The organism is Myxococcus sp. XM-1-1-1 (assembly GCF_020037095.1).
GTDB classification, from domain to species: domain Bacteria; phylum Myxococcota; class Myxococcia; order Myxococcales; family Myxococcaceae; genus Myxococcus; species Myxococcus fulvus.
The window spans coordinates 102,146-129,008 of sequence record NZ_JAIQDH010000013.1 but is presented as its reverse complement, the minus strand read 5'-3'; the positions used below and the strand labels follow the sequence as shown (position 1 = coordinate 129,008).

The following is a 26,863-nucleotide window of genomic DNA, read 5'->3' as shown; positions in this document are numbered from 1 at the left end:
TGGCACTCGGATGGCACATGCCTCCGGGTGTGCCACCTGGGTGCACGCGCGCGTGTGGTAGCGTCGGGCCATGCCGCCGCACGGCGCAGATGGACCGCCCCTGACGCCCACCCCGCCCGCGCTGGAGCACTCACCGGCGACCGCCGCCACGGCGGAGGGCTCGGTCTCCGGCGCCTCGCGCGACGAAGCCCCGCGCGCATCCGAGGCCACGTCCTGGGGACACTACGAGCTGCTCGGCCTCCTGGGCCGGGGCGGGATGGGTGAGGTCCACCGCGCGCGCGACACGCGGCTGGGGCGACAGGTGGCGCTCAAGTTCATCCAGGGCGCGGCCCCCGAGCGGGCCATGCGACTGGTGCAGGAGGCCCGCGCCCAGGCGCGCATCGACCACCCGCATGTCTGCAAGGTCTTCGAGGTCGGCGAGGTCGATGGCCGGACGTTCATCGCCATGCAGCTCGTGGAGGGGGAGCTGCTGGAGCACGCCGCGGCGCGCATGACGCTGACGCGCAAGCTGCGCCTGATGAAGCACGTGGCCGAGGCCGTCCACGCCGCCCACGCGCTGGGCGTCATCCACCGCGACCTCAAGCCCTCCAACATCATGGTGCGCGGCGCGGACTCGGACCGCCCCACGCCCGTCATCCTGGACTTCGGCCTCGCCTACGAGCTGGCGCTGGGACATGGCCTCACCACCACGGGCGCCGTGCTCGGGACGCCCGCGTACATGGCGCCGGAGCAGGCCCGCGGCGAGGTGCGCGCCGTCGACCACCGCGCCGACATCTACGCCCTGGGCGCCACGCTGTACGAGCTGCTCACGGGGGCCCCGCCCTTCCAGGGCGCCACGCCCCTGGAGACGCTCGCGAAGGTGCTGGATGGGGAGTTCGTGCCGCCGCGCGCGCGCGTGCCCACGCTGGACGCCGCCCTGGACACGGTGTGCCTCAAGTGCCTCGCCCGGGAGCCGGACCAGCGCTACGGCTCGAGCCTCGCGCTCGCGGAGGACCTGGGGCGCATCCTCGACGGGCAGCCCATCCTCGGCCGCGGGCCCGGCCTGGTGGACCGCGTGCGGCGCCTGGCGCGAGCGCACCGCGTCGCCTTCTGGCTCTCGGCCGGCTCGCTGTCCGGCATGCTGCTGCTCGGCGCCGCGGGAGGACAGGCGTGGCTGTCCCGGAGGGAGCTGGAGGCGCGCACCGCCTCGCGGGTGCTCCTGGCGGAGCAGTTGGGCCAGCAGGTGCGGGAGCTGGAGTCGTTCGTGCGCGCCTTCCAGGCCCTGCCCCTGCACGACACCCGCCCCGAGCTGCGGCTGGCCCGCGAGCGGCTGGCGAAGCTGTCGGCCATGGAGACCGGGCACGGCCCCCAGGAGGAGGGGCTCGTGCGTCAGGCGCTCGGTCGGGGGCACCTGGCGCTGCGCGAGTTCGAGCAGGCCCACGAAGCCTTGGAGCGCGCGCACGCCTTGGGCGTGGACACGCCGGGGCTGCACTACGCGCTGGGCCGGGCGCTCGGCGAGCGCTATCGCCAGGGCCTGGAGGACGCCCGGCGCGAGGGCGGGGCGCGGTGGGTGGACGAGCAGCGACGGCAGCTCGAGGCGCGCTTCCTCACGCCCGCCCTCGCCTCGCTGGAGCGGAGCCGGAGCCTGGAGCTGGAGTCGCCGCGCTACCTGGAGGGGCTCATCGCCCTGTACCGCGGCGAGCACGAGGCCGCCGAGCACGCCGCCCAAGAGGCCATGGCCCAGGCCTCCTGGATGCCCGAGGCCCGCGCGCTCGCGGGGGACGTGGCCCGTGCTCGCGCCATGATGTTGCTGGAGCAAGGGGATTACGTCCAGGCACGACGATGGCTGGAGGAGGCCGGCCAGCGCTACGAGAAGACGCTGGAGCTGGGCCGCAGCGACGCGTGGGGTCATGCGGCGCTCGCCGAGGTGTGGCTGCAGCGCTCCGAGCTGGACAAGCGCGAGGGGCGCTCTCGCAAGGCCGCGCTCGACGAGGCGGAGCGGGCCGTGGAGCGCTCACTCACCGCCGACCCGGAGCGCGCGGCGGGCCACACCCAGCGGGCCCAGGTGCTGATGAATCAGTATCGCGCGGTGAACTTCCAGGGGGAGCCGGACTCGCGCGGCGCTGCGGCCCTCCTCGAGGAGTGGACGCGCGCGGCGGCGCGGGCCGTGGAGCTGGACCCGCGCGACGTGCTCGCGCTCGACTCGCTGGGCTACAGCCACTTCATGCGGGGCTTGCGTCAGGCGCGCGCGGGCGAGGCGCCGGAGGCCTCCTGGAGCGAGGCCTTGCGCTGGCTGTCGCGCGCGCTCGAGCTGCAGCCGCTGTATCCCTGGGCGCTCAACGACTTGGGGCTCGTCCACCGGTGGCGGGGCAACCACCTGCGGGAGCACGGTGGGGACCCGCTGCCCGCCTACGAACAGGCCGCGCGCGCCTTCCTCGACGCCACGCGCGTGGACCCGCAGTACCTGTTCGCCCACTCGAACCTGGCGGAGCTGTACGTGGCGATGGCGGGCCACCGGCTGGGGCTCGGCCAGGACCCGGAGGACGACGTGCGGCGGGCGCTGGAGGCGAGCGGGCGGGCGCGCGCCATCGACGCCCGGTTCCACTCCGCGCTCGAGCACACCGCGGCGGCGGAGCTGACGCGGGCGCGCCACCTGGAGCAGACGGAGCAGGACCCGGGTCCGGCCCTGGAGCGGGCGCTGAGCGCGGCGCTCGAGGCCCAGCGGCTCAACGCGCGCTCGGAGCGCGCCCTCCTCCACCAGGCCACGGTCCACGTGGAGCGCGCGCGGTGGATGCTCCGCGAGGGCAGTGATGCGACGGCCGCGCTACGCGACACGCGCTCGGAGCACGCCCCGCGCACGCAGAAGACGCGGCGCGAGGCCGGTGACACGACGGCTGCATTGGAGACGCAGCGGCTCGACACGCGCTCGGAAAGCGCCTTCACCCTCCCGCGCACTGTCCAAGAGGAGCGCGCACGGTGGACGCTGCGCGAGGGCGAAGCGACTGCCGCGCTGGAGGCAGGGCGACGCGCTCTGGAGGAAGCCTATCGGCTGAGTCCCTCCTGCGCGGACTGCCGGGTGATGGGGGCCTGGCTGGAGCTGACGGCGGCGGACCTGGAACAACTTCGAGGCGGCTCGGGCTTGCCCCGCCTGCGCCGCGCGCTCGACGAGGCGCGGCGCGCGGTGGCGCTGTACGCCTATGACGAGAGCCACCTGATGATGGCGCGCGCATGCTGGCGATGGGCCCGCGCCGCGTCCCCTTCCGTCTCGCACGAGGTGGAGGAGGAGGGATTGTCCCACGTGCAGAAGGCGCTACGGCTGTCGCCAGGGCTGGCGGAGGCCGAAGCCCTCCGGGCCGGACTGCTGTGGGCGCGGGCCCGGGGCCTGTCGGACACGGCCTCGCGCGAGGCCACCCTGGGCGAGGCTCGCACCGTGCTCGACCAGGTCCTCGAGCGCGCACCACGGCTGAGCCGCGCGTACCCCCGGCTGGTCCAGGACCTCGCCGAGCCCGCGCACACCGGGGCCGCACTCCGAGCCCGGCCCGCGGCCCCCTGAACCGCCCCTCCCCGCGCGAGTCCGACGCAACAAGGTGGCGGGAGCACCTGCGAAGTGTCTCAGCACTCCGCCGGCCTGCGCACGCTGGCTCCCCCTCGGCGCGCCTCCACGCTCCGCCACCTCGCACACGCTGGCCACCCGCGCCCCGCCCCAGCGCTCCGCCACCTCGCACACGCTGGCCACCCGCGCCCCGCCCCAGCGCTCCGCCACCTCCCCCGCTGCGCGCCTCAGCGCTCCGCCGCCCTGGGCACGCCGGTCGCCAGCGGCGCGTCCGTGCGCCACTGAGGCGCAGGGCCGCACCTGGGCAGCGACAGCCCCTTCGGCAGCGGCGGCGTCGACTGGCGACGGTTCTCCGGGTTGAGGCACACCGCCCCCCGAGGTCCCCAGAGCGCCTCCAGCGCCTCCAGATCCTCCAGCCGCGCTCCCGAGCGCGGGTCGAACCCGTGCGCGTCACGCCGCAGGAACGGCGTGCCGCTCACCGTGAACGCGCGCAGGTCCCCCTGTCCCACGAAGTACGCGGCGCGCTTGGCCTGCAGACAGGACCGATAGACGAGCTCCCGCTCCGCGTCGTCCTGGTGCGTCTCCGGGTCCCACGGCTGATACTTCCACTTCAGGCACGCCGCGATGGCGCCCGTCTCGCAAGCCAGCGTCACCGCGCTGGCGCGCTCGCGCACCGCGGCGCTCAGGCCATCCACCTGTCGCCCCGGCAGCAAGACGGACCGCGCGTCACCCTGCCCCCCCGTCGCCCGGCACTGGGGCTGCCAGTCCCCGGTCCCCACCACCCGGTAGCGCACCTGGAAGCGGCCCGCCTCCGGCGCGCCCAGCGACAGCTCGTGGAGCACCTGGCGGCTGTCTCCGCCCCCCACGTCCACCGGCAGGAGGAAGTAGAACGACAGCTTCGCCAGCGAGGCCCCGCGCACCTTGCGCGACTCGCCCCCTTGCGTGAGCGCCACGAAGAAGTCCGCGGGGCTGGCGTGCAGGCCCGTGAGCACCCCGATGGCCTCCGGCTCCGGCTCCGACGGACGGGTGAGCCGAACCGGCACGTCGAGCACCGTGCGCCGCTCGGCCGTGGAGCGCACCCGCATCAGCACGCCCTCCGCGGTGTTCAGGAAGCCCTCCGGACACCACACGGGCCGCCCCTCGTGCTGGAAGCAGTAGTCGTCGCCCTCCGCGATGTAGATGCCCAGGCCGTTGGGGTCCGGGTCGCACTGCCCCGTGGGACAGCCCCCGCCCCCCGTCGGACCGTCGGACCGCCCCGCCTGGAGCGGCCCCGGGGGCGCCGTCAGCCGGCACCCTCCACCCACCGCCAACAACGCCAGAGTGCCCACGAGCCACGCCTGCTGAATCCTCGCCAAAGATGTCTCCTCAAAAGCCGCGCCAAGGGCGCGGGTCGTTCGCGGTGGCCACGTTAGCCAGCCCCGTGCCAACCCCCTCCCGCGCCCACGCCCGAGCGGCGCCCCCCGCCAGCGGCGCACGTGGCACACCCAGGTGGCACAGTGCCTGGTGACACCGCCGGTTTACGTAAGATGGGCCCCATGGAACACGAGGGGTCGACCCTGGGGCAGAGCGACGCCGCCGCGCGGCGGGACTCGGACGAGCCACCCCGGCCCGGGCTGGTGCAGGTCCTCGGCGCGGGCGCTCCGGTGGCCGTGGCCGTGCCGCTCCACGGCGAGCAGGCGCTGGGGCGGGGCACGCCCGGCCTGAGCGAGCCGGCCGACCCCAGGATGTCACGCCACCACGCGCGGGTGAGCCACGACGGCCAGCGCTGCTGGGTCACCGACCTGGGCAGCCAGAACGGCACCTTCGTGGACGGAGAGCCGCTCCCCTCCGGCGAGCGGCGCCAGGTGCACCGCGTCCTGCGCCTGGGCGACTCCCTGTTCATCCCCAGCGCGGATGTGGGCCCGCTCGCGCGCCAGGGCGTCATCGACGACGGGGGCTTCGTGCGCGGGCCCGCGATGCGGCGGCTGCTGGAGCAGGTGTCACGCCTGGCCCAGCATGGCCTGACGCTGCACATCCACGGCGAGAGCGGCGCGGGCAAGGAGGGCGTGGCGCGGGCGTTCCATGAGTTGGGCCCCAGGCGCGCGGGGCCCTTCGTGGCCGTCAACTGCGCGGCCATCCCCCAGGGGCTCGCCGAGCGCCTGCTGTTCGGCGCGAAGCGGGGCGCCTACTCCGGCGCCGACGACGCGGAGGGCTACCTCCAGGCCGCGGACGGCGGGACGCTGTTCCTCGACGAGGTGACGGAGCTGGACCTCCAGGTGCAGGCCAAGCTGCTGCGGACGCTGGAGACCCACGAGGTCCTCCCCCTGGGCAGCTCGCGCGCCCGCAAGGTGGACGTGCGGGTGTGCTCGGCCAGCAACCGGGACCTGCGAGCGCAGGTGGCCACCGGACGGCTGCGCGAGGACCTGTACTTCCGGCTCGGTCGCCCGGAGGTCCGCCTGCCCGCCCTGCGACAACGCCCGGAGGAGCTCACGCTCCTGGTGGCGCGCTTCCTCCAGGAGGGCCCCGAGGGCCTCGGCGCGCACGTCTCGCTGTTCGAGGCCTGCCTGCTGCGCGCCTGGCCGGGCAACGTGCGCGAGCTGCGCGTGGAGGTGCGCGGCGCCAGCCAAGAGGCCCTCCTGCGCGGCGCCCGACGCATCGAGGCGGGGCACCTGGCACCGGGCGCGGGCCACGCGTTCAACACCGACCCACGGGAGCGGACTCCAGAAGAGGCGCCAGCGCCCAGGCCGCCCCGCCCCCGCCCGCCCCTGGAGGACTCGGAGCGCGCGCGCGTGGAGGAGGCCCTGCGCGCCCACGGAGGCAACGTGGCCGCCGCGGCCCGCGCGCTGGGGATGCACCGCACGCACCTGCGCCGCCTGCTGCAGCGCCACGGCCTGGGCGCGGCCCCGCGCGGGTAAGGCCGCCTCAGTGCCGCACGCGCGGCTTCGGGGCGCGCACGTGGACCTCCATGCGCGCGTCCCCCGCCACCACGCTGCTGAGCACCTCCTGCTGCTCGGGCCCCAGCCGCGCCACCGCGCGCAGCGTGGCCACCAGCAACAGCGCCTCCACCGTCGACGGCACGCCCACGCCGCCCGCGCCCGTCTTCAGCGGCATGGGCAGCCGGGGCACCCGCCCCGCCGAGGACAGCGCCTCCACCGCGTACGCCGGCGTCGTGTCCAGCGTCACCGCGATGGCCGGCAGCCCCTGCGCCGCCTCCGCCTGTCCCTGCGCCTGCATGTGCATCAGCTGTTGGAGCGCGCCCGGCTGGAAGTACAGCGCCAGCCCCGCCCGGCCATCGCCGGTGTGGAACACGCAGCCCTCGAAGGTGTGCGTCAGCGGACCGGACACCGCCACCTCGAAGGGCTGGCTGTCATCCCAATGCGTCCACGGCCGCGCCTCCCAGTACTCGGTGGCCGCCTGCACGAACAACAGCGCCTTGTCCGAGCCCAGCCCGGACAACCCCCGCTGTCCCCAGGCCAGGAACGTGGCGATGGCCGCCCGCGACGACAACGCCGCCTCCGTCGGCTCCTCCGCCCGCACGCCCAGCGCGGCGCCAGCCTGGGCCAACGCCGGCTCGCACCGCACCGACTCGCGCGCTTCCAGCCCCTCCAGGAGCACCGTCAGCCCCGCCACGTCGTCGCGCTCGAACACGGGCGCGGACGGCTCGCCCGCGTCGGTGATGCGCAGGTACACGTCCGTCGTGCCCTGGGAGAGCGGCACCGGGCCGAGCTTCAGCAGGTAGAACATGGGGGCCCTTCTAGAGCGCGCGCTTGCCGTCCAGGGCCTTGCGGACCTGCTTCATCAGCGCGGGGATGTCGAAGGGCTTCTGGAGGAAGGGGATGCCCGGGTACTCCGCGCGCAGCGCGGCCACGTCCACCGCGCTCATGCCCAGCAGCGACACGCCCTTCCACTCCGGCTCCGTGCGGATGTGCTTGATGAGCGCGGGGCCGTCCATCACCGGCATCATCCAGTCGGTGAGGACCAGGTCCGGGCGCAGCTCGCTCATGCGCGCCAGCGCCTCGCGACCATGCGAGGCCGTCAGCACCCGGTAGCCCTCCTCGCGCAAAAGGTCCGCGAGGGCCTCCAGGATGCCCTGCTCGTCATCCACCACCAGGACCGTCTCCATACGGGCGGGCTGCGCTCCTCGCGAATCAGGGATGGCCACCGCTCCGGTGGCGGGCAAGCCCCGTCAACAGGGTGTCCAGGGCGACGTCGAAGGGAGGCTGAACCTCGATTCCTTGGCGGGAGATGACGAACTCCCGGATGGAGGGGTCGTAGTCGGTGTCCCGCAGCTTGAAGAGGGTCAACAGCCGGCGCAGACGCCCCTCCAGCTCCACGTGACGCAGGAAGAAGAGGTTCTCCGCCACGGCGGAGGGCCCCGGCTCCAGGGGGACGTCGAGCACCGGCCCGAACAGGCGCGGCGTCTCCAGACTGAAGATGGTGGTGGCGCAAGAGGAGCGCAGCTCCTGCGTGAGCGCCGCGAAGAACGACGGCATGCGCGCGGGGTCCGGCGCCGCCTGGCTCATGGCGGGCAGCCCGTCCACGAACACCCGCGACACGTCGTGCTTGCGCACCGCGCTCAACAGCTGGTCCGCGAGCACGTCCAGGATGCACTCGGCGGGGGGCTGCCAGAGCAGGTGCATCCGGCCCTCCTTCACCGCGCCGGACATGTCCATGCCGGCGGCCGCCACCTTGTGCAGCAGCCGCTCGGGCGACTCGTAGAAGCCCATGTACAGGCAGCTCTCGCCCTGCCTCAGTCCCTCGACGAGCAGGCTGCTGCCCATCAGCGTCTTGCCGCTGCCCGGCGGCCCCAGCAAGAGCGACGTGGAGCCCGCCGCCAGCCCGCCGGGGAAGAGGGCGTCCATGGACGGGATGCCGAAGTGGACCCGCTTCTCGCGCGGCTCGGGCGGCGGGCCGCGCCGCATCCGGGCCTCCAGCCGGGGGAAGACCTCCAGCCCCGCGTTGGAGATGCGGAAGGTGTGCACCCCCCCCATCGTCGCGCCGCCGCGGAACTTGCGGACCTGCAGCTCGCGCCAGGAGCGCACGCCCAGGGTCCGCTCGCGCAGCTCCAGGATGCCATCCACCATGGTGTACTCGGGGTGGACGGTGGGGCCGTTGGAGCTGGTGAGCATCAGCGCGGTGAAGCGGGACAGGCCCGCGGACACCTGCAGCTCGTGGATGAACTTCTTGAAGTCGCGGCTGCTGCCCGCCGCCTCCTGGGCCTGCACCAGGCCGTCCAGCACCAGGATGTTGGCGTTGTGGTTGCGCACCTCGCGGCGCAACAGCTCCAACAGCCCCGGCAGCCCCTGCTCCTCCAGCGTGCGGAAGCCGCTGACGTAGTACACGCCATCGGGCAGCAGCGCGGGGTCGAAGAAGGCCATGTCCCGCATGTTGGCGAGCATGCGCGCGTGCGACTCGGCCAGGAGCGTCACGTAGAGGCAGCGCACCCCGGCTCGGCCCTGGTGGTAGCAGAGCTGGTTGGCGAAGAGTGTCTTGCCCGCCCCGGGCTCGCCCACGACGATGTAGACACCCGAGGTGATGAGGCCACCGCCCAGCACGGCGTCCAGGCCGGGCACGCCGGTGGACACACGCGCGTCCTGCCGCGGCGCTTGCTCGGAAGGAGACATGGGAGCGCTCATACCGCAAAACGTACGTCCCGCGCGCCTGGATTGCTTACAGGGAGCACGACAAGCCCTCGGAATGCCGTAGAACGGACCTGGAACCCTCCAGGAGCCCCTGCCCCGCGTGGACACCCTCGTCCGCATCGCCGAAGCCCTTGGCCGTTTCTCCGCGCGCTTCGTGCCCAGCGCGTTCTCCATCGCCGTACTCCTGAGCCTGTTGACCATGGGCCTCGCCATGGGCTGGGTGGGCGCAAGTCCCCCCAAGGTGCTCGACGCGTGGGGCGGCGGCTTCTGGGAGCTGCTCACGTTCTCCATGCAGATGGCACTGGTGATGTTCACTGGCTACCTGCTCGCGCTCACCACGCCTGTCCGAGCGCTCCTGGAGAAGGCGTCCGGCCTGGCGCGCACGCCGCGCGGCGCGGTGGCGCTGATGGCCTTCGTGTCCATGGCGCTGGCGTACATCAACTGGGGCCTGTCCCTGGTGGCCAGCGCCATGCTGGTGCGCTTCGTCGCGCGGCGCCGGCCGGACGTGGACTACCGGCTGCTCGTCGCGTGCGCGTACTTCGGCCTGGGCGCGACGTGGCACGCGGGCCTGTCCGCCTCCGCGCCGCTGCTGGTCGCCACGCCGGGCCACTTCCTCGAGAAGAGCATGGGCCTCATCCCCATCGACCGGACGCTCTTCTCGCCCTTCAACGTCTCGCTCACCGTGGGCGTCGTCGCCGGCCTCACGCTGCTGGCGTGGGCGCTGCATCCCAGGCCCGAGCACGTGGTGCGGGTGGACCCGGCGGTGCTGGAGAAGCTGGGGGACTTCGTTCCGCCCGAGCGCCCCGCCGACCAGAGCCTGGCCGTCTGGCTGGACCACGCGCGGCTGCTCAACGTCCTCTTCGGGGTGCTGGGGTTGCTGTGGCTGGGCCAGTACCTGTGGCTCAACGGCGGCTGGCGGGCGCTCAACCTCAACGTGGTGAACTTCACCTTCCTGGTGCTCGCGGTGCTGCTGCACGGCACGCCCGCGCGGCTCATCAAGGCGGCGGAGGAGGCCGGCACGGTGCTGCACGGCATCGTCCTGCAGTTCCCCCTGTACGCGGGCATCTACGGCATCTTCAAGGCCACGGGGCTGACGGACCGCATCGGCCAGCTCTTCGTGTCGCTGTCCACGCCGCAGACCTTCCCGGCCATCGTCTATCTCTACAGCGGCGTGGTGAACTACTTCGTCCCGTCGGGGGGTTCCAAGTGGGCCATCGAGGCGCCCTACCTGCTCGACGCGGCCAGTCGGCTGGGGGTGGCGCCGGAGAAGGTGGTGCTCGCGTACGCCTGGGGTGACATGGCCACCGACCTCATCCAGCCCTTCTGGGCGCTGCCGCTCCTGGCCGTGGCCCGTTTGGAGTTCAAGGACATCCTGGGGTTCTTGCTGGTGGCGTTCCTGGTGTACCTGCCGCTGGTGACGCTGGCGTTCTGGTGGCTCGGATGAGACGCGACGGGGTTCCGTGCTAGACCTCCGGGCAGGACCCGCCGGGGAAGGCGGGTCCCAACTCATCCAACGAGGGGACCCCGAGCATGAAGAAGCTGATGACGCGGACCATGGTGTGTGCGGTGTTGGGGATGTCGTCGCTGGCGTTGGCGCAGGACGCGACGGCGGAGGCTCCGGCCAAGGAGCCCGCGAAGGTTCCGAGCGCGGACGCGGTCCGTGACACCTGGAACTTCTTCTACAACGGCAAGGGCCAGGGACCCGTGCTGGTGGAGGCCAAGCTCTGTACGGAGGTGGCCAAGGACGGCCCCAACAAGTACGAGTGCATCGCCGAGGTCGCCGCCGAGGGCATCAAGGCGAACACCACCGTGATGCTGTGGCAGGCCTACCTGGTGCCCCAGGGCGACTCGGTCGAGGACGTCATGGTGCAGACCAAGCAGGGCAACGTGGTGCGCGAGACCAAGGACGTGAAGCTCAAGGGCGACGGCTGGCGCGCGCGGCAGTGGACGGGCGTGCGGCTCAACAAGCCGGGCAACTGGACGGTCTCCGTGATGCGCGGTGACCAGGTCCTCAAGGAGCTGCAGGTCAAGGTGAACTGAGTCACGCACCGCGCTCACTTCGAGCGCATGCGTGAAGCACCTGACGCCCACCACGAGGCCCCTTGCGGCCTTGGGTGGGCGTTGGTGTTCGACAAGAGCCACAACGCAAGGGCCAGATTACTGAAGGCCACCAGCTAGCAAGTATCAGGCGCGACCATTCGGAGACAGGAGAACGACGCGCGGCCCGCGTTCCTGCTTCGAACTCAACGGGACACCCTACTTACCATCGAACCATAAAACATTCCCGACTCGACACTGCCAACACGAAAGCAACAGCTCTCTATCGGCCAAGAATTCTCTTAACAATATCACTCGCGAGATTCCTCCCCGCCCTGTAATCACTTGCCGTCTTAAACAGCGAAAATGTAAGCCGAGGCTCCCCGCCGAATACTGCCTTGTAATGTTTCCCACCATCCGCAACAGAAAACCCAAGACCCTCCAATGACTTTATTTCAGCAGCCGATATGCGATCGGTCTTCGATAATATATTCTTTATAGACGTCTCCAACTCGGATGCAGTCCCGGACGCCTGATTTGCCTCAAGGAAATCATCAAGAATCACTTTGCGTCGAGAGTCCTGAGAAAGACCAACTCGATCTTCCTGAAGCGTTCTAAGAATCCCATCCCGAGTCTCACCAGGGAAAAGCTCGGCCTCCTTGCCTCTAACAAAGCGCAATTCCCCTCCCTGCTGATTTTGCGACTGGAGTTTTCGCAGAGTCTCCTCAAGGAAATACTGTCTCGTTTCGCCCTCTTGAATCTGTCGCCTCAACGCAGCATTCTCCTGGTCAAAAGCCTCCATGAACTCATTAAGCGACTGACTTCCCTTCAACTTAAGCTCTTGGATTTTCGCACTCGATATTGCCTCTTTGATTTGAGCCCACGAGTTATTGCGTGGAGAGCGCCAAAAGAGCCAGCCTTGGCGAAGATCACCATCTAACGTATCCAGCAATTCCTTAATGGATTCGAAAGAACTCGGAAGATAGCGAACAACACGCCCACGACTTCCCGGCCAGAACAGCCCAAGTGCCCCTCCATAAGGATTCGATGAAGACACTAACGGCGCAAGTCGCATCGAAAAGATTCGATTCGGTTCAACGACAACATGAGCCAAGCCACTAAGACGACTCGCCAATTCATTCGTATCCACCGGAGAGCGCCCATTGAATCCACAACTAACATATACAACAGGAAGGTGATTCGACGATGTCCTGAGCACAATCGACTTCGCCAACTCAAGATCCCCCTGCCCCAGTCGAAAGGGTTTATCCTGCGCAACCAACGGGCCATCATTTCCTCCTCCTACCTTCGAAAACAACTGACCAATAATGAACGGCTTTTTGGGGACTGGTGGAGGCTCTCCCGGAACCAGCACCTCACACCCAATGGCAACAGACACCCAAAGGCAATCACTACCTTCACTCGCGACTATCTCCGCCGTCCACTTCCGCCGTCCACGCTCCACTGTCGAATGTTGGATCCCAACGCGCTTTTCACCCCCTTGATTAATCTCGGCCGTAAAAATATTATTCATCCCGACCGAAAAGTCTGAAATCTCGTTCTCCACAGTACTTAATGCCTGGAGTTTCTTTAGCTTGTAGTGAGGACTCTGCGAGAGCCAGACATGGCAGATCTTAAGGATTTCGGCAAAACCAGCGCCAGGCTTTGCGGGGAACTCGGTTGTATAGACGTTCATCATCTTTGCACTCGCCCAAGCAAAAGTGTGTACTCGGATTCAGAAGGAATAGAGACATCCTGAGAATCGAACTTCACTACAGAGGCTAGGGTGATTTTCATGGAGCCGTCTAGAGGTTGAATGGGACCCATCCGTTGACGACATGAGCAACCGCAGCGGCCTATGTGCAAATTTGCTCTACCTGGACCGACTACAGCGACTGCATTTCATACTGATTCCAGCGGGAGGGAGTCTATTTCGACCTGCTCTTGCGTTTCTAAAGGCAGGTCGAACGCGCCTCTAACAGTTGCTCGGCTTCCACGTCAGATGAATTGCAAGAGTGCATGGAACTGGGGCTGCAGCCGAGCACCTTCTCAACTGGAAACTGGGGGACCATGCGCGCTGAGCGGCATTCGCGCAGTGGAGTCGGCCTGACGCTGGCCATGGTTGCTCACGCACATCCACTCCGACCACTCCGGAGGGCTGATGTCCGGCGCGCGTCGGCTGTTCCCCAACGCCCTCCTCCAGGTGCATGCACGCGAGGCGGACTTCTGGCTCGGGCGCGACAAGGGCAAGGGCACGGTGGACCCGAAGTACTTCGAGGAGGCGCGGGCGATGGTGGAGCCCTACCGCGCGGCCGGGAAGCTGCGGACATTCGGCGGTGGGGACACCATCGTCCCGGGCATCCGGGTCATGCCGACGACGGGACATACGCCGGGGCACAGCAGCTTCATCATCGAGAGCCGGCGCCAGCGGCTGGTCCTGTTCGGCGACCTGATGCACTTCGGCTCGGTGCAGCTGCGCGAGCCCTCGGTGACGGTGGCCTACGACGTGGATGACCGGTCCGCCGCCGCGCAGCGGGCGCGTGTGTTCGCCGACGCCGCGGCGCGCGGAGACCTGATTGGGCTCTCGCACATGCCGTTTCCTGGACTGGGCCGACTGAGCGCGGAGGGGCGGAGCTACCGGTGGGTGCCCCTCAACTACAGCTCGGGTCAGCGGTGGCCGGAGGCCCGGCTCAGCGCGGAGTGAAGAAGGCACGGCCCGCCACGAGCCCCTGTTTCGAGGGCTCGGGTGGGCACGCGTGGTTCAACGAGGCTTGCGACGCTGCTCGCTCAGCCTGGCGTTGAAGTCGTGCTCGGCGGCGTCCGCGTAGGCCTTGCAGGTCAGCGCCTTGGCGCCGGCCTTGTCTCCGGCGGAGTATTCCCAGCCGCTGAAGCTCGGATGAGGTGACAGCAAGACATCACAAGGCAGCGCGCGCACGGTGGCGAGGCTGCGTCGATAGTCGTCGACCAGTCGGGGGTAGCGCGGGTTGCCCAGCAACTGATACCCGGGGGTGCTGAGACTGTCGACGTAGGCGATGCGCACGGGCTTGCCGTCTCGTGTATCCGTCCACGTCCAGGCGGTGCTGCCAGGGGTGTGCCCTGGCATGAAGTGCGCGGTGAACTCGACGCCGCCCTGCTTGACGACCTCGCCGTCCATCACCACGCGGTCCACCACGACGGGGGCGAAGACGAAGTCATCACCGAAGTGCAGATCATCGACGCCCCCGCGAGCCAGCAGGACCGCGGATTCGGCGCTGGCGACGACCCGCGCGCCGGTGCGGCGCTTCAACGCGGCGAAGGGACCGGCATGGTCGGCATGGGCGTGGCTGCTCAGCAGCAGGCGCAGGTCCTGGGGCTTGAAGCCACGACGCCGCAGGTTCTCCAGCAGATGGTCGGCCATCTGGGGCATGCCGCCGTCGAGCAGCACGACACCGTCCTGGGTCTCCACCAGCAGGGCGGTCAGCTCCTCGGTGCCAATCTGCCAGGTGCGGTCGGCGATGCGCAGCGGCAGGATGGGCTGCAACCAGGGCGCGTCCACGGTGTAGGCCTGTAACTGTGGAAGCGGCGGGAGTTTCGGCTGAGCCGGCGGTGTGGCGACAGCGGTCGCGGCGCCCAGCAGGCAGGAGGAGAGAACCCAGGTGAATGTCCGGAAGCGCATGGTGGGTGAAGAGGGCAGGAAGGTGCGGGGACGCTAGCACGGCACCACGCGGGGGCTTCGCGGATACGGGACCGCAAGACGTGGTGTCTCCGAGCCACGACTCACGTCACGGGTCGTCGGACATCTCGTCGAGCTGTCCTTGGGCCACTTCGCGATAGTGCGGCACCCGCTCGACGGCGAGCACGTCCCGCATCACCTGGCGAGCAGCATCGAAGTCGCCGGCTCGCTTGTGACGGTACATCTGGTTCAGTGAAGACACCATGCGGCTGGAGCCCTCGCGAATGCGCCGCGCGCACTCTTCCAAGAGCGTCCGGGCGCCAGCGTCCGTTGCCAGCAAATCGGTGGCTTCGGAGATACCGATACCAACCTCACGGGCCGTGCGCTCGAGCAGGGTGCGGATGTCATCGGTGAGCACGAGGCCTTCACCGCCCTGCAACACACGACGGGCAAGGGTGCGGATGGGGTCCCAGTCCAGTTCATCGGACACGCACGACCTCGTCTTCGGATAGCACTTGTCGCCTGGCCATTCCTGCGGGCCCTACCACCTCTCGAGGGGTCGAGGCATGTCCTGAAAGTCCCTTCAAGGGCAATCCACGGAGGCGTCGATGTGCATGCGTAGGCCTGGGGCGTTGGAAGATTGGGGTGGACGCCCAGGAGAAGGTGGGGCGTGGCGTGCTTCCAGGTGACGGTCCGCTCCTGGCCGGTATTCCCACGTGCCGGTGCGCACGCTGTTCCTGGGAGCCATTCGGATGAAGTTGGAGATGCTGCTGGAGGAGGCACTTCGGGGGTGATGGGGCCGGACAGGTGAGGGAGGTTCGCGAACCCTGGCTTGGGTTGTGATGACTCTCGCCTGCAAAAGCGGGGATGCATGAACACCATCTGGAAGTGGTTGTGGGTGACGGCCGCATGGTTGCTCATCGGCTGCGCTACGACAGACGCTGGCGATAGGGCACGACTCGGCGACGGGGCTGGACAGTCGGCCTCGGAGTGCGCCGCGGAGTCAGAAGATGCCGGGTGCACGGTCGTCGCGTGTGAGGGCGAGACGTGTGGCCTCTACCGGTGCGAGGACGTGGCCACACCTCCGCTGGCGCTGCGTGGGAGTGCGCCCACGAGGGCCGCGCGAGCCCCACAGCGTAACTGGCTCCCCTCCATGCCCATGCCGGGCCGCGAGCCGGTCATGGTCTTCAAGTTCCACCGAGACGAGGAACTGCCCAGTCAGGCCCGCGTGCGCAAGGCTCATGCCGAATGGGCGTCCAGGCCCAAGGAGAAGCACCACATCTTCCCCAGGGCGCTGGAGGAGTACTTCACCAGGCGTGGCATCAACATCCACGAGTTCGCCCTCGCCATCGACGTGGCCCAGCACAAGCGAATCCATCGGGACGGGTACGGTGGACCGTGGAACAGCGATTGGCGAGAGTTCATCCAGCGGGTGGAGAAGGACGGGAAGCGCGCGGAGAGGTGGGAGTTGATGGAGCAGGCGGGCTACATGATTCAAAAGTACGGTCTGGTGGGCATGCCCATGTCGTACTGGCAGAAGCTCGGTGACTGGAGTCTCGCGGAAGAGGGAGGTGGGTGATGCGCTATTTTCGGCTGAAGACGTCCGCAACGGGCTCGAAGCACCGAGGCAGCTACATCGCGAAACGGCAATGGCGCCTGCCCGACTCGGTCTGCCCGACATGCGATACCGAGTACTCGGACCTCGGGTTGGAACTCCCCCCCGTGAACCTTTCGAACCACCCCGGAGAGAAGGAGTACCGCAAGGCGCGGCAGGTGCCCTGGGATGAGTACGTGCGGCTCCGTGATGGAGTGATGCCGTACCTGCCGGAGGGAGCCGTCGTTCAGCCAGGCGTGGGCCTGGGCCCTCTCGTTGGGAAGGCCAGCGGCAGTCTCCCGCCCTTCGTCCTGCAAGACCCATGGACGATGTTGGTCCACGGCGACGTGCTCGAGCAGATGACGGCGGCGGGCCTGACGGGCATCGCGCCCGTGGAGAGCCGCATCACGGGGAACAAGCGCGGGCCGCTCTACGAACTGGCCCTCACCCGACAAGGCGCGCTGGGCGCCGGGTGCCAGCGCGTGCACTACGGCGAGCCGTGTGTCACGTGTGGTCAGTCCAAGTACGCCACGTCCGACACGTGGTGGCTCGACGCGGGGAGCGTGCCGACGCTCGACGTGGTCCGGTTCGCTGCGATGCCGGTGTACATCCTCGTGAGCGAGCGCTTCGCGGAGTTCGCCGCACGTCTCGACGAGAGCGGTGTCGCCGTCGAGGATGTGATGGGCCCGCCTCCCGAGAAGAAGCTGCCGCGCAAGGGAGCGCCGCCGGAACCCGTGCTCGTGTGAGTCGGTGCAGTCCCTGCTGGACTCCTCGCTCACCCAGTTCTTCCGTGCGGTGGCGCGACACCAGACCTGAGCCGATATTTCCATCTCACGACAACCATTCCCGAGCCCAGGGAATGAGGCTGAAAAAGCAACGACTCCAGGTCGACGGTCTCCGGCTGGAAATGAGCACGGCGTCGCCCGGGTAGTCCTCCCGCGCGGAATCCTCCGCGCATGGGAGGACACATGTATCGAATCATGATGAGCACGGCGTTGATGGTGGGACTGGGCGGAGGCTTCACCCTGGGAGCCTTCCCGCTGGCGGCGGAGGCCGCGGGCCCCTCCATCCCGCCCATCTGCAGCAGGTCCGAGTGCCAATACCAGTGCAGCCTGTCGGGTGCGAATGGCGCCTGCATCAATGGGATGTGCCTCTGCTACATCGACGTCTGACACCCCGGGTCGCTGAAAACACCGCGCCCACCTCGAGCCCCTGTTGCAAGGGCCCGGGTGGGCGTCGGAATCGTCAGGCCCGACTCACGGCGCCGGCAGCGGACTGAAGCTGGCGTCGTTGGGGCCCGAGGCGCCCCAGTTGTTCTGCCGGACGTTGAGCGTCCGGTACGTGAGGGAGCCCTCCCACTCACCGATGAGGATGAGGAAGGATGGCGTGGCGAGCACCCTGCCCCGGATGAAGCGCTCCAGTGAGGACCCACCCGTCGTGCGCACGCCCAGCCACGTGTACGCCGGGGACGTGTTGGACACGGGCGGAGAGAAGACCACACCCGCCGCGGGCTCGGTGGCCGTCAGGAACGACGCCTCCGTGAGGAGCGGCGAGAAGTCCCCCCGACTGAAGCCATCCTCCAGCATCGAATAGGACCCGAAGTCGAGCGGCGTCGGCGCGCTGGCCGAACAGTGGATGAAGCGCAGGAACGCCGACGGAGGCACCTCCGCCGCGAACCGCTCCCTCACCACGGTGAGCGTCGGCGAGGCGCCCTGTCGTCCACACAGCACGCCCAGGTAGCGGCCACCGGCCTCCAGCGGCCCGCTGTTCGCGGACTCGAGCACCGCCTGCCCGGGCTGACCATTGACGGTGACGCGCACGGGTACGCCCGTCTCCGACACGGGCAGGTCCGCCACCTTCGGCGACGTGCCGTAGGTGATGCCCGTGGCGATGTTGAGCGACTGGTAGACGACCTGGAGCGAGGACGCCGTGCCCCCGGGTGTGGCGGGGAGCAGCCCGTTGAAGAAGTAGACCAGCGGTCCGCGCCGCAGCCGCACGACCTGGTCCTGCTTCGCGGTGATGATGAGCAGCGCGGAGGCCCCATCATCCGGCAGCGTGCGCCGGTCCTCACCGGTGTTGATGACGTAGTACGCCCGCCCCTCCTCGAGCGTCCGCGGCGGCAGGTTGTAGTAAAGCCATCCACTCTGCGAGGGCGTGAAGGCCGGGCTCGCCCCCGTGACGCTCACCCTCACGTCCTCCCGTGGAACCCGCACCCCCTCCTCGTGCTCGTCCACCGAGTAGGCATTGACCGTGTTGCCCTCGTAGGGATTGCCCGCCTCGTCGGCCAGGCGACGCGTCGCCGTCGCGGAGGTGACCCGGTCCGCCGACATGAAGCGCACCCGCACCAGGTCCGGCTCCGTCTCGCCCCCCAACGCGTCATCCCGCAACACCACCAGCCGAGGACGGTCCGGTCGCTCCTGTCCCACCTGGAGCAACGAGCCCGCGCCCACCACCGTCACCCACTTCCCCGCCTCCAGCGTGAAGCCCACCTGCGCGAGCACCGGAGCCGACTCGCCTCCTCCCGTGTCGCGCGCCACGAACACCACCTCCTGAGTGTCGCCCGTGAGAATCACCTCCTGGAACGCGGTCACCGCCTCGCCCCCCGCCTCCACCGAGGTGAACAGCTTCGAGTCCCCCACGTGCAGGTCCACCGAGAAGGGCGCCCAGGGCTGGTCCGTCACATCCGTGGGATTGCCCTTCGAACCCAGGAAGGCATTCACGAAGCGCACCCGCGCCCGAGGCCGCGTGTCCGGCCCCGCATCCGGAATCCCCGCATCCGGAGTCCCCGCGTCCGGCACGACAGGGCCCGCATCCGGAGCCCCCGCATCCGGGACGACAGGGCCCCCATCCGGCCCACTGTCGACAGGTCCGGGGCCGGAGTCCCGTCCCGCGTCCGGCACGCCCGAGTCCGGCACGCCCGAGTCGGGCCTCGGGTCCTCGGAATCATCTCCACACCCGATGGGCCCCACCGACAACAGGCCCGCCAGCATCAACAGCCACACACGCAGGAGTCTGCTCTGGGTCACGTTGGCGCTCCGGAAGAAAGGACTCACACGGCCAGGGCCGCTCACGGCGTCACTCCACGCTCACACTCGGTCCGCAGGGGATGGATGGCGCTCGCGCCACGCGACAGCTCGTCACGCAGGTAGAAGTAGGCCATCACCCCCACGTTGAACTGCGCGCGCTGCAGCCACTCGGTGAGCGCGGGCTCCTGTCCGCCGCGCACCGCGTCCGTCAGCACGTTGTCGAGCGTGCAGACCTCCTCCCACATGCGCACGCCGCCCACCGCGTTGCGATTGCCACTGGGAGGCTCCGCCGACGCGGTGCCGAAGCTCCCCGTGCGGATGAGGTCACACGCCCCGCGCCCCGCACCCAGCATGTTCGCGCCCCACTTGCTCCAGTCCGAGGCGCGCGGCGAGAAGTCGATGTCCACCTCGCCGTATTTGATCCACGCGCTCATGAACTCCGGCGTGAACTGCACCGTCGTCCCACCCGACGCCATGTACGCCAGGTAGCGAGCCGCCCCATGGGGGTTCAGGGTGTCGAACAACCCCAGGTTCGACACCCCGTCCGTCGCGCCGAACATGCCGCTGACCAGGTTGGCCACGCGGCCCCCGTTGAGCGCCACCAGCACCTTGGCCGCGCCCGTCTGTCCATCCCCCGCGCGTCCGTGACAGTTGGCGCAGATGCCCTGGTACGCGGTGGCCCCCGGCGTGGAGTAGTACAGCTCGCCCCAAGGCGCGCGCGGGTTGCCCAGCGCGTTCACCATCCACTTGTCGCGCGAGTCGTTCCACGGGTCATGCCCGTCGGGAGGACTGCTCCGCGTGGGGAACGAACAGACGCGCTTGGGCTGCCACCAGTTGGTGGGGAAGCGCTTCTTCGCCAGCTGCTCGTGGCGCTCGGTGATCGCGTACCGCGTGAGGAACTCGAACGGCCCGTGGCCGATGGCCTGACGCCAGTCATGTCCGCGCGGCTCGTACGGCACCTTGTCGGTGAAGTCCTCGGCAATCCAGGTGACGTCCGCCGGGTCCGAGCACGAGCCCGCCACCGCGGTGTCCGCCTGCCGCAGCCGCGTCCGCACCGCCTCCAGCTTCGCCTCCGGGCTCAACGACTTCTCCGCGGGCCACTCGAGCGTCGCCAGGTAGCGCGCCACCAGGAGCGACGCGCGGCAGTCCTTGCCCGGCACGTTGGTGGGCATGTGGATGACGCGCGCGTCCGTGTCCCGCGCCACGCGCTGGTACAGCGTGCTGGACGGCGTGCGGAGGACCAGGTCCTGCTGGAAGCTGGGCACCTCGCAGTCCGCGTATACGCGCTGCCCGTTGCTCTCCTTCACGCCGCACGGGTTCCAGCCGAACAGGATGCCCTCCGCCGTGAAGTCCAGCGAGGCGATGGCCGGGTTGCTCTGCACCGCGAACCCATGAGGACTGTGGCACTGGCCGCAGTTGCCGACGAAGTACCCCTGCAGCTCCAGCGCCGCCTTCCGGGCCTCCTCCGACCCGGGCAACGCGCGGGCCTCGGCGAAGCGCTCCAGCCGGGGCAGGTGCTCCTCCAGCGCCGCCAGCTCCCGGAAGACGGGCACGCCAGTGACGACGCCATAGCGCACCAGCCGGTCCATCTGGTTCAGCTCGTCCTCCTCCACCCGCGTCTTCGCGTCCACGCCCGCCTCGCCCGAGGCGCGGCGGTTGAGCTGGAGCGGCGTGAAGCCGAGGACGAAGTTCCGGGCCTCCGCGCCCGTGTGGCACTGGACGCAGCGGTGGGCTCCGGGGACGGCGTAGTTGCGCGTGGCTCCGCCAATCTCGAACGCCTTGTAGACGAGGACCCGGTCCGAGAACGGCTCGTTGTCCCGGTAGCGCAGGTCATGCAGCTCCGCCACCGTCTCGTCCTCGTTCCAGAGGTAGGTGCCGAAGAGCGACTGGCTCCACGGCTCGCGCACCACGATGAGCCGCGTCTCGATTCTTCGATAGCGCCGGTGCCCGTTTCCATCGGACACCGCCTTGAAGAATGTCTTGTAGAAGCGCGTGTTCGGCGGGACGTGGAACCGCTTCGTCTCCGCGTCGTACCGGATGGACTGTCCCGCGGGGACATGAACCAGCCGCAGCTTCTTGGCGTTGTCGGAGAAGAGCGGGTACGTGGGCGCGAAGGCCACCGTGCCGTGCTCCACCAGCTTCGCCATGTCGAACGTCATGATGTCGGTGTCCGTCTCCGACAGCAGGCGCGGCAGCTTCGTGAGCCCCGCGAAGAAGGTGTCCTTCGGAGCATCGCTGCCCAGCGGATACTCCGGGGAGACGTAGGGCACGCAGTTGCCCAGGTCCGTCATCGCGTCGCCCACCTCGCGCGCCACCGCGACACCGCCCTCGGACGACGCCTCACATCGGACGGGGAACGCCCCCGCCGGAGCGCCCTGCGCCAGCCACGACTGGAGCGCGCAGGACACCTCCACCGCCTCCTTGAGCTGCGAGGGCGTCGCGCGCGGCGGCATCTCGCCCTGGTCCGCCTTCAAGGCCATGCGCGCGCCGTCCCGCTTCAACCCCTCCACATCGGAGGTGTACTGGAAGCCACCCTGGATGTTGGGCGCCACGTGGCAGGAGGCGCATTGCGCATCCACCCGCGTCTTCAGGTGGTCGAAGGTCTCCGTCACCGTGGGACGGGTGCCCGCCTGACGCAGCGGAATCCGCTCCGCCGTGCGCGCGGGGAGACAGGCCCGCTCGTAGGCGGGCACCTCCACCGGCACCTCCTTCACGGGCTCCGTCTCGGACGAGCAGGCCAGCACGACCGGAACGAACGTCAGACACAACAGCAGCGCGCGGCCTGGGCCCGGCCCAATCCGTGTCATCCCCATGATGATGTCCCTCCCGCATCCTCCGGATGCACCGTGACCACCCCAGGCCTCCCCCACCGGGTCCAGCTGGATGAAGGAGACCTGCCAGGATGGGGCGCACCCTAGCCGCGCGCACCGGCAGTCAATGCCAAGTCCTTGCAACAAAACCAGACACGCCCCACCCGCACCCGACCATGACGCAAGACATCTGCCTTTCAACGTCTCACGAACACGTCACGGCCGGATGCGAAGAAAGGCGCTCAGATCCCGGCCATGTCACGGCACGGCGATGGCGCGAATCCGTCCCAGCTTGTGCGTGCCGCGCTCGGTGAACCACAGGTGCGCATCCAGGCACCAGGAGCCCGGCGGCGCGAGCACGATGCCGGAGGGCCGGCTGTTGGGTGACGCAAGGGCATACTCGGTGATGGTGCCCGCGTAGGAGATGCGGCCGATGCGGTTGCCGGCGAGTTGGGTGAACCAGAGCTGACCATCCGGCCCCAGCGCGATGGCATTGGGCTGGCTCCCCGGCGTGGGCAGGGCGAACTCCGTCACCACGCCCTCCGGCGTGATGCGGCCGATGCGGTCCCCGGCCTGCTCGGTGAACCAGACATTGCCATCCAAGCCCGCGACGATGGCGGACGGCGCGCTCCGGGCCACCGGCAGCTCGAACTCCCGGATGACGCCGTCGAAGGAGATGGAGCCAATCTTGTTGGCCGCCTGCTCCACGAACCAGAGGTTGCCGTCGAAGCCCTGGGTGATGGCGCGAGGCTGGGCACCCGCCGTCGGCAGCGCGAACTCCGTCACCACGCCCTCGGGCGTGATTCGGCCGATGCGGTTGCCCACCACCTCGGTGAACCAGACATTGCCATCCAGGCCGGCGGCGATGCCGGCGGGGCTCGAGCCGCGGCTGGGCAGCGGGAACTCCGTCACCACCCCGTCGCGGGAGATGCGTCCCACCTGGTTGGCGGCCAGCTCCGTGAACCACAGGTGCCCGTCGAAGCCCGCGGCAATCTGTTGCACGCCCGCGCCCGACGTGGGGAGCGGGAACTCGGTGAGCACCCCGCTCCGGGTGGCGCGCCCCACCTTGTTGGAGCCCGCCTGGGTGAACCAGAGCGCCAGGTCCGGACCCACGGTGATGCTCAGGGGACCCGAGCCCGCGGGCAGGGAAAGCTCCGAGACGTCCCCCACCGCGCCCCGCGAATCCCGGCAGACCCAGGGCGCGGCCTGGGGGTCGGACGCCAGGGCGGGCGCGCCCACGAGCGAGGTGGAGACGAGGAGCAGCGACGAGCGAAGCACGACATGAAGGTTCGAGCGCATGGGAGCAGGACTTCGGTTGGGAACGCGTTGAAAAGACGAGAGGGAGCGAGGGAGCCCCCCGCTCCCTCGCTCCAGCGGGTCAGCCGATGACTAGTTGCACAGGCCCTGGCCGCGGCCCTTGTCGCCGCCGCAGTCGAGCGCGCCCAGGTCGCTGCAGGCGATGAAGCCCTGCTCGGTCAGGATGGCCTCGAAGTCCTCGGAGTTCGTGTCGTAGATCCACTCGTGCAGCGTGGCCTCGTCGAACGAGCGGGCCGTGTTGCGGTTCTCGTTCAGGAACAGCCGGCGGGACAGCGGGTAGATGTCCGTGGCGCCCGCCTGGAGCAGCTTGCGGACGTTGGTGGCATTGGACTCCACGTAGACGCTCGTGGTGGGCGAGATGGGCGAGACGGCCTTCAGCTTGAGCTTCGAGTTGCCCGGACGGGACGCGGAGTCACCGGCGTAGCCGATGGCGTTGGCGCCGGCCTCCGTCAGCTTGCCGATGCAGGCGGTGGCGCCGTCGGACGCGGTGCAGGGGCTGGGGTTGGCGGCGGACTCGTCCACGATGACCGTCACGCCGGGGCAGAACGCGCCGCCCTTGAGCAGCGACTTGAAGGTGTCCGTGGTGCCGGACAGGTCGTCGCGGCGGTACTTGACGATGGGCGCCGACGGCAGGCCGAACGCGCTCCAGTCCGTGGGGCATGCGCCGGGGATGGCCACGTTCGCGTTGTCGGTGGCGAAGAAGATGCGGCGCAGCTCCTGCGTGGTGAGGCCGTTGCTCGCCAGCGCCGTGTACGTGCTCGTCTTCACGAACGCGTTCACCGCGTCCAGCGCGATGGTGTTGCTGCGCTCGCCGGGGCAGCAACCCTTCGCGTCCGCGGCGGCGCCCCCCAGACAGGTGGCCCCCGACGCCGTCTTCGGCGCGGCGAAGTCACGCGACATGGGCGCCAGCGTCTGCTGGCCCGCGCCGCAGAAGCCGCTGGAGCCCACGCCGTTGCGCATGCACGCCTCGCCCACGCCGGAGCCCTTGCCCTCCACGCTCAGCCCGGAGCCCGCCTGCAGCGACCCGGCGATGAACGTATCCTTCAGCGTGTCGGAGCCGTAGAAGGCCTGCGCCAGCGCCTGCCCGCGGCTCGACTCCGCCTGCTGCCCTCCCACCACCGACTGACCACCGCAACCGACGACCGACATCGCCACCACCGTGGCGGACATCACCCACTTCATGCTGTTCATGGACGACTCCTCAGGTATCGCGGGGGATTGACGGCAAGACGCGGCCCTCTCCCCGCGGACTGGGGGAGCGGTGTGGCTTCGAGTGCCTGGAGAGGACCGTCGAACCCGGAGGCCCGGGCTTCGACGAGGAGCAAGGTGCCTCAATGGCCAGACAGGCGCTGACTCAACTTGGTCAAGATTTGGCCAGCGCCGTGTCACACCCGCCGTGCGGCAGCCTTCACAGCCGCTTCGTGGCGCGTTCGTGGCGCGCGCGGCCGCAATGTCAGACACCTGACAGCCGCTGGACCCACACCCCGCCACCTCGCCTGCTCGTGGGTGCTACAAGCCTGTCTGCCTTCCTGCCGGCCGCGTCGTTTTTCCTCCCGCGTTGGCTGGTGGACAGGGATTTTTTCAGGAGACAGGACATCCACCCCGCCCTCCAGGCCCATGTCCCCGGGCCCCTCAGAGGGAAAACCCTTGCGGGGACGCCGCTGGCAACCTGCTTGCAGAAGCATCCCCACGGTTGAAGGGCAGAGGGTCGTCGGGGGGTTGGGCGGCGGGAGAGGCTGGGGCGGGCGATGGCGGGTTGGCGGTGGTTGAGCGTGGTGTGTCTGCTGGCGCCTGCACTCGTGGCGTGCGGGGAGCAGGCGATTGCAGCACCACGTGCTCCAGGCCCGGTGGTGGTGGTGGGGACGGCTGAGCGGGGTGGCGAGGGCGAGGGGGTCATGGCGTGGTCGCGTCCGCTGGCGCACGGGGACAGCGAGGCGCCACACGCGGTGATTGCTCCCGACGGGGACGTCCTCGTCGCGGCGACATACCGGGAGCCTATGGACGTGGGGGGCGGCCCCCTGCCTTTCAACCGGAGTGCATCGAAGCCTCATCTGTTGGTGGCGCGCTTCTCCCCGGACGGGGCCCTGCGCTGGGCTCACGGTGTCGTTCCGGAGGAGGGCACCTCGCGCGTGCGCGTGGGCGGGCTCGTCATCGACACCCAGGGACGGCCGTGGCTGGGCGGCGCCATCTCCGGCGCCACGCTCTCGGGCACTCGCCTGCCGGATGGTCCCTTCATCGCGCGCCTGTCGCCCACGGGCTCCGTCGAGGCCGTGAAGGGCTTCACGGGCGAGGGCGCGCTCACCATCCAGGCCGTCACCTCCGACGCGGGCGGCGTGGTGGTGGTGGGAGACTTCAGCGGCGAGCACGACTTCGGCGACGCCGTGCGCTCGCCTCCGGACGGGGAGCGCGGCGCCTTCGTCCTGCGCCTGGACGCCCAGGGCCGCACGCGCTGGAGCCGCGTCTGGTCCGCGGGCGCGGAGGGCTTCGTCACCGCGCGCGCCGCGGGCGTGGATGCCTTCGGCGGCATCTACGTGGGCGGGGCCTACGCGGGCGCGGTGTGCTTCGGCGGTGGCCAGTTCCTCACGGTGCGCCAGCGCACGCCCTTCGTCCTCAAGCTGACGCCCGAGGGCACCCACGCGTGGAGCCGCGACCTCCGAGGCTCCACCGGCGCGGTGAACGCGCTCGCCGTGGGCCCCGACCGCGTCTACGTGGCGGGCGCCTTCTCCAGCCGCTTCTACTTCCAGGGCCAGCCCCACGACGCGGGCAACCACCACGGCTTCGTCGCGGCCTTCAGCGCGGACGGCCAGGAGCGCTGGGCGCGCTCCTTCGCCGCCACCGCCACCGCGCTCGCCACGGATGACGCCGGACAGCTCACCGTCTCCGGCACCCACGACGGCGCCCTGGAGCTGGCCCGCACCGCCGCGCCCGCGGGCCTCTACGTCGCCCGCCTCCAGCCCGAGAAGGGCGACGCGCTCTGGGTCCGCACGCTCGAAAGCCCCCAGCAGCCGTCAGCCCGCACCGTGGCCGTGGATGTCACAGGGCATACATTGGTGGCTGGCGCGCTGCGGCGAAAGCTTCCGCCAGGGACGCCCTATCCGCAGCCGCAGGATGGTTTTCTTTTCCGCCTGAAACCCTGACACGAAAAATGGCGGGAAATACTTAGACGCGGCATCCCAATCATTTGTCTTGCGGGCAATCGAAGCCTGTCTCGGATTCGACTTCCCACGGGCGGCCATGGTATTCGCCGTCTCGCCTTCGGACGCGTGCCGTTCGC

General features: G+C 69.5%; 20 protein-coding genes. 9 read left to right on the top strand and 11 right to left on the bottom strand.

Going from position 1 to position 26,863, the window contains the following annotated elements; genetic code table 11:
- The first annotated feature begins 70 nt into the window (after positions 1-70).
- On the top strand, positions 71-3,532 hold the full coding sequence (locus tag K8640_RS24365; RefSeq protein WP_223749240.1) for a serine/threonine-protein kinase: 3,462 nt from the start codon (positions 71-73) through the stop codon (positions 3,530-3,532).
- A 227-nt stretch (positions 3,533-3,759) separates the two neighbouring features.
- Here K8640_RS24365 and K8640_RS24360 read toward each other — a convergent pair whose 3' ends face one another.
- Complete coding sequence (locus K8640_RS24360) at positions 3,760-4,887, bottom strand: ADYC domain-containing protein (RefSeq protein WP_223749239.1); 1,128 nt, start codon at positions 4,885-4,887, stop codon at positions 3,760-3,762.
- A gap of 180 nt (positions 4,888-5,067) precedes the next feature.
- Here K8640_RS24360 and K8640_RS24355 point away from each other — a divergent pair, with 180 nt between their 5' ends.
- Positions 5,068-6,426 (top strand): sigma 54-interacting transcriptional regulator, encoded by a 1,359-nt coding sequence (locus tag K8640_RS24355; protein ID WP_223749238.1) that lies wholly within the window; start codon positions 5,068-5,070, stop codon positions 6,424-6,426.
- Positions 6,427-6,433: 7 nt separating this feature from the next.
- Here the strand turns inward: K8640_RS24355 and K8640_RS24350 are convergent, their stop codons facing one another.
- Genes K8640_RS24350 through K8640_RS24340 form a run of 3 tightly spaced genes read right to left on the bottom strand, consistent with a single transcriptional unit; the run spans position 6,434 to position 9,135 of the window.
- Positions 6,434-7,255 carry a hypothetical protein gene (locus K8640_RS24350; protein ID WP_223749237.1) on the bottom strand — a complete coding sequence of 274 codons (822 nt, stop codon included), beginning with the start codon at positions 7,253-7,255 and terminating at the stop codon, positions 6,434-6,436.
- Positions 7,256-7,265: 10 nt separating this feature from the next.
- Complete coding sequence (locus K8640_RS24345) at positions 7,266-7,634, bottom strand: response regulator (RefSeq protein ID WP_046710836.1); 369 nt, start codon at positions 7,632-7,634, stop codon at positions 7,266-7,268.
- Positions 7,635-7,659: 25 nt separating this feature from the next.
- Positions 7,660-9,135: an ATPase domain-containing protein gene (locus K8640_RS24340; RefSeq protein ID WP_223749236.1), complete on the bottom strand. Its 1,476-nt coding sequence runs from the start codon at positions 9,133-9,135 to the stop codon at positions 7,660-7,662.
- 118 nt (positions 9,136-9,253) lie between these two features.
- Here K8640_RS24340 and K8640_RS24335 point away from each other — a divergent pair, with 118 nt between their 5' ends.
- Positions 9,254-10,597, top strand: coding sequence for a short-chain fatty acid transporter (locus K8640_RS24335; RefSeq protein ID WP_223749235.1), 1,344 nt, complete (start codon positions 9,254-9,256; stop codon positions 10,595-10,597).
- Positions 10,598-10,683: 86 nt separating this feature from the next.
- Positions 10,684-11,193 (top strand): hypothetical protein, encoded by a 510-nt coding sequence (locus K8640_RS24330; protein ID WP_223749234.1) that lies wholly within the window; start codon positions 10,684-10,686, stop codon positions 11,191-11,193.
- Positions 11,194-11,473: 280 nt separating this feature from the next.
- On the opposite strand, the gene K8640_RS24325 is transcribed toward K8640_RS24330, so the two are convergent.
- A complete protein-coding gene (locus K8640_RS24325; RefSeq protein WP_223749233.1) occupies positions 11,474-12,889 on the bottom strand; it encodes a hypothetical protein in 1,416 nt (471 codons plus the stop codon).
- Between the two features lie 423 nt (positions 12,890-13,312).
- On the opposite strand from K8640_RS24325, the gene K8640_RS24320 reads away from it, so the two are divergent.
- Positions 13,313-13,894, top strand: coding sequence for an MBL fold metallo-hydrolase (locus K8640_RS24320; RefSeq protein WP_223749232.1), 582 nt, complete (start codon positions 13,313-13,315; stop codon positions 13,892-13,894).
- A gap of 57 nt (positions 13,895-13,951) precedes the next feature.
- On the opposite strand, the gene bla is transcribed toward K8640_RS24320, so the two are convergent.
- Together bla and K8640_RS24310 are read right to left on the bottom strand one after the other, a co-directional pair.
- Positions 13,952-14,845: a subclass B3 metallo-beta-lactamase gene (gene bla, locus K8640_RS24315; RefSeq protein ID WP_255653415.1), complete on the bottom strand. Its 894-nt coding sequence runs from the start codon at positions 14,843-14,845 to the stop codon at positions 13,952-13,954.
- A 106-nt stretch (positions 14,846-14,951) separates the two neighbouring features.
- Positions 14,952-15,332 carry a DUSAM domain-containing protein gene (locus tag K8640_RS24310; protein ID WP_223749231.1) on the bottom strand — a complete coding sequence of 127 codons (381 nt, stop codon included), beginning with the start codon at positions 15,330-15,332 and terminating at the stop codon, positions 14,952-14,954.
- Positions 15,333-15,713: 381 nt separating this feature from the next.
- On the opposite strand from K8640_RS24310, the gene K8640_RS24305 reads away from it, so the two are divergent.
- From K8640_RS24305 to K8640_RS24295, 3 genes are all read left to right on the top strand, one after another.
- A complete protein-coding gene (locus K8640_RS24305) occupies positions 15,714-16,421 on the top strand; it encodes a TIGR02269 family lipoprotein (protein ID WP_223749230.1) in 708 nt (235 codons plus the stop codon).
- On the top strand, positions 16,421-17,182 hold the full coding sequence (locus tag K8640_RS24300; RefSeq protein ID WP_223749345.1) for a double-CXXCG motif protein: 762 nt from the start codon (positions 16,421-16,423) through the stop codon (positions 17,180-17,182). The genes K8640_RS24305 and K8640_RS24300 overlap by 1 nt, the downstream gene beginning before the upstream one ends.
- 222 nt (positions 17,183-17,404) lie before the next feature.
- Positions 17,405-17,608 carry a hypothetical protein gene (locus tag K8640_RS24295; protein ID WP_223749229.1) on the top strand — a complete coding sequence of 68 codons (204 nt, stop codon included), beginning with the start codon at positions 17,405-17,407 and terminating at the stop codon, positions 17,606-17,608.
- Between the two features lie 84 nt (positions 17,609-17,692).
- Here the strand turns inward: K8640_RS24295 and K8640_RS24290 are convergent, their stop codons facing one another.
- The 4 genes from K8640_RS24290 to K8640_RS24275 all read right to left on the bottom strand — a co-directional run bounded on the left by K8640_RS24290 (position 17,693) and on the right by K8640_RS24275 (position 24,780).
- Positions 17,693-19,462 carry a DUF4397 domain-containing protein gene (locus K8640_RS24290; RefSeq protein ID WP_223749228.1) on the bottom strand — a complete coding sequence of 590 codons (1,770 nt, stop codon included), beginning with the start codon at positions 19,460-19,462 and terminating at the stop codon, positions 17,693-17,695.
- 41 nt (positions 19,463-19,503) lie between these two features.
- A complete protein-coding gene (locus K8640_RS24285) occupies positions 19,504-22,275 on the bottom strand; it encodes a hypothetical protein (RefSeq protein WP_223749227.1) in 2,772 nt (923 codons plus the stop codon).
- A gap of 255 nt (positions 22,276-22,530) precedes the next feature.
- Positions 22,531-23,571 (bottom strand): Virginiamycin B lyase, encoded by a 1,041-nt coding sequence (locus tag K8640_RS24280; protein WP_223749226.1) that lies wholly within the window; start codon positions 23,569-23,571, stop codon positions 22,531-22,533.
- A gap of 90 nt (positions 23,572-23,661) precedes the next feature.
- Positions 23,662-24,780 carry a substrate-binding domain-containing protein gene (locus tag K8640_RS24275; RefSeq protein WP_223749225.1) on the bottom strand — a complete coding sequence of 373 codons (1,119 nt, stop codon included), beginning with the start codon at positions 24,778-24,780 and terminating at the stop codon, positions 23,662-23,664.
- Between the two features lie 704 nt (positions 24,781-25,484).
- On the opposite strand from K8640_RS24275, the gene K8640_RS24270 reads away from it, so the two are divergent.
- Entirely contained in the window at positions 25,485-26,726 is a 1,242-nt protein-coding gene (locus tag K8640_RS24270) for a hypothetical protein (RefSeq protein WP_223749224.1), read from the top strand.
- Positions 26,727-26,863: the final 137 nt, after the last annotated feature.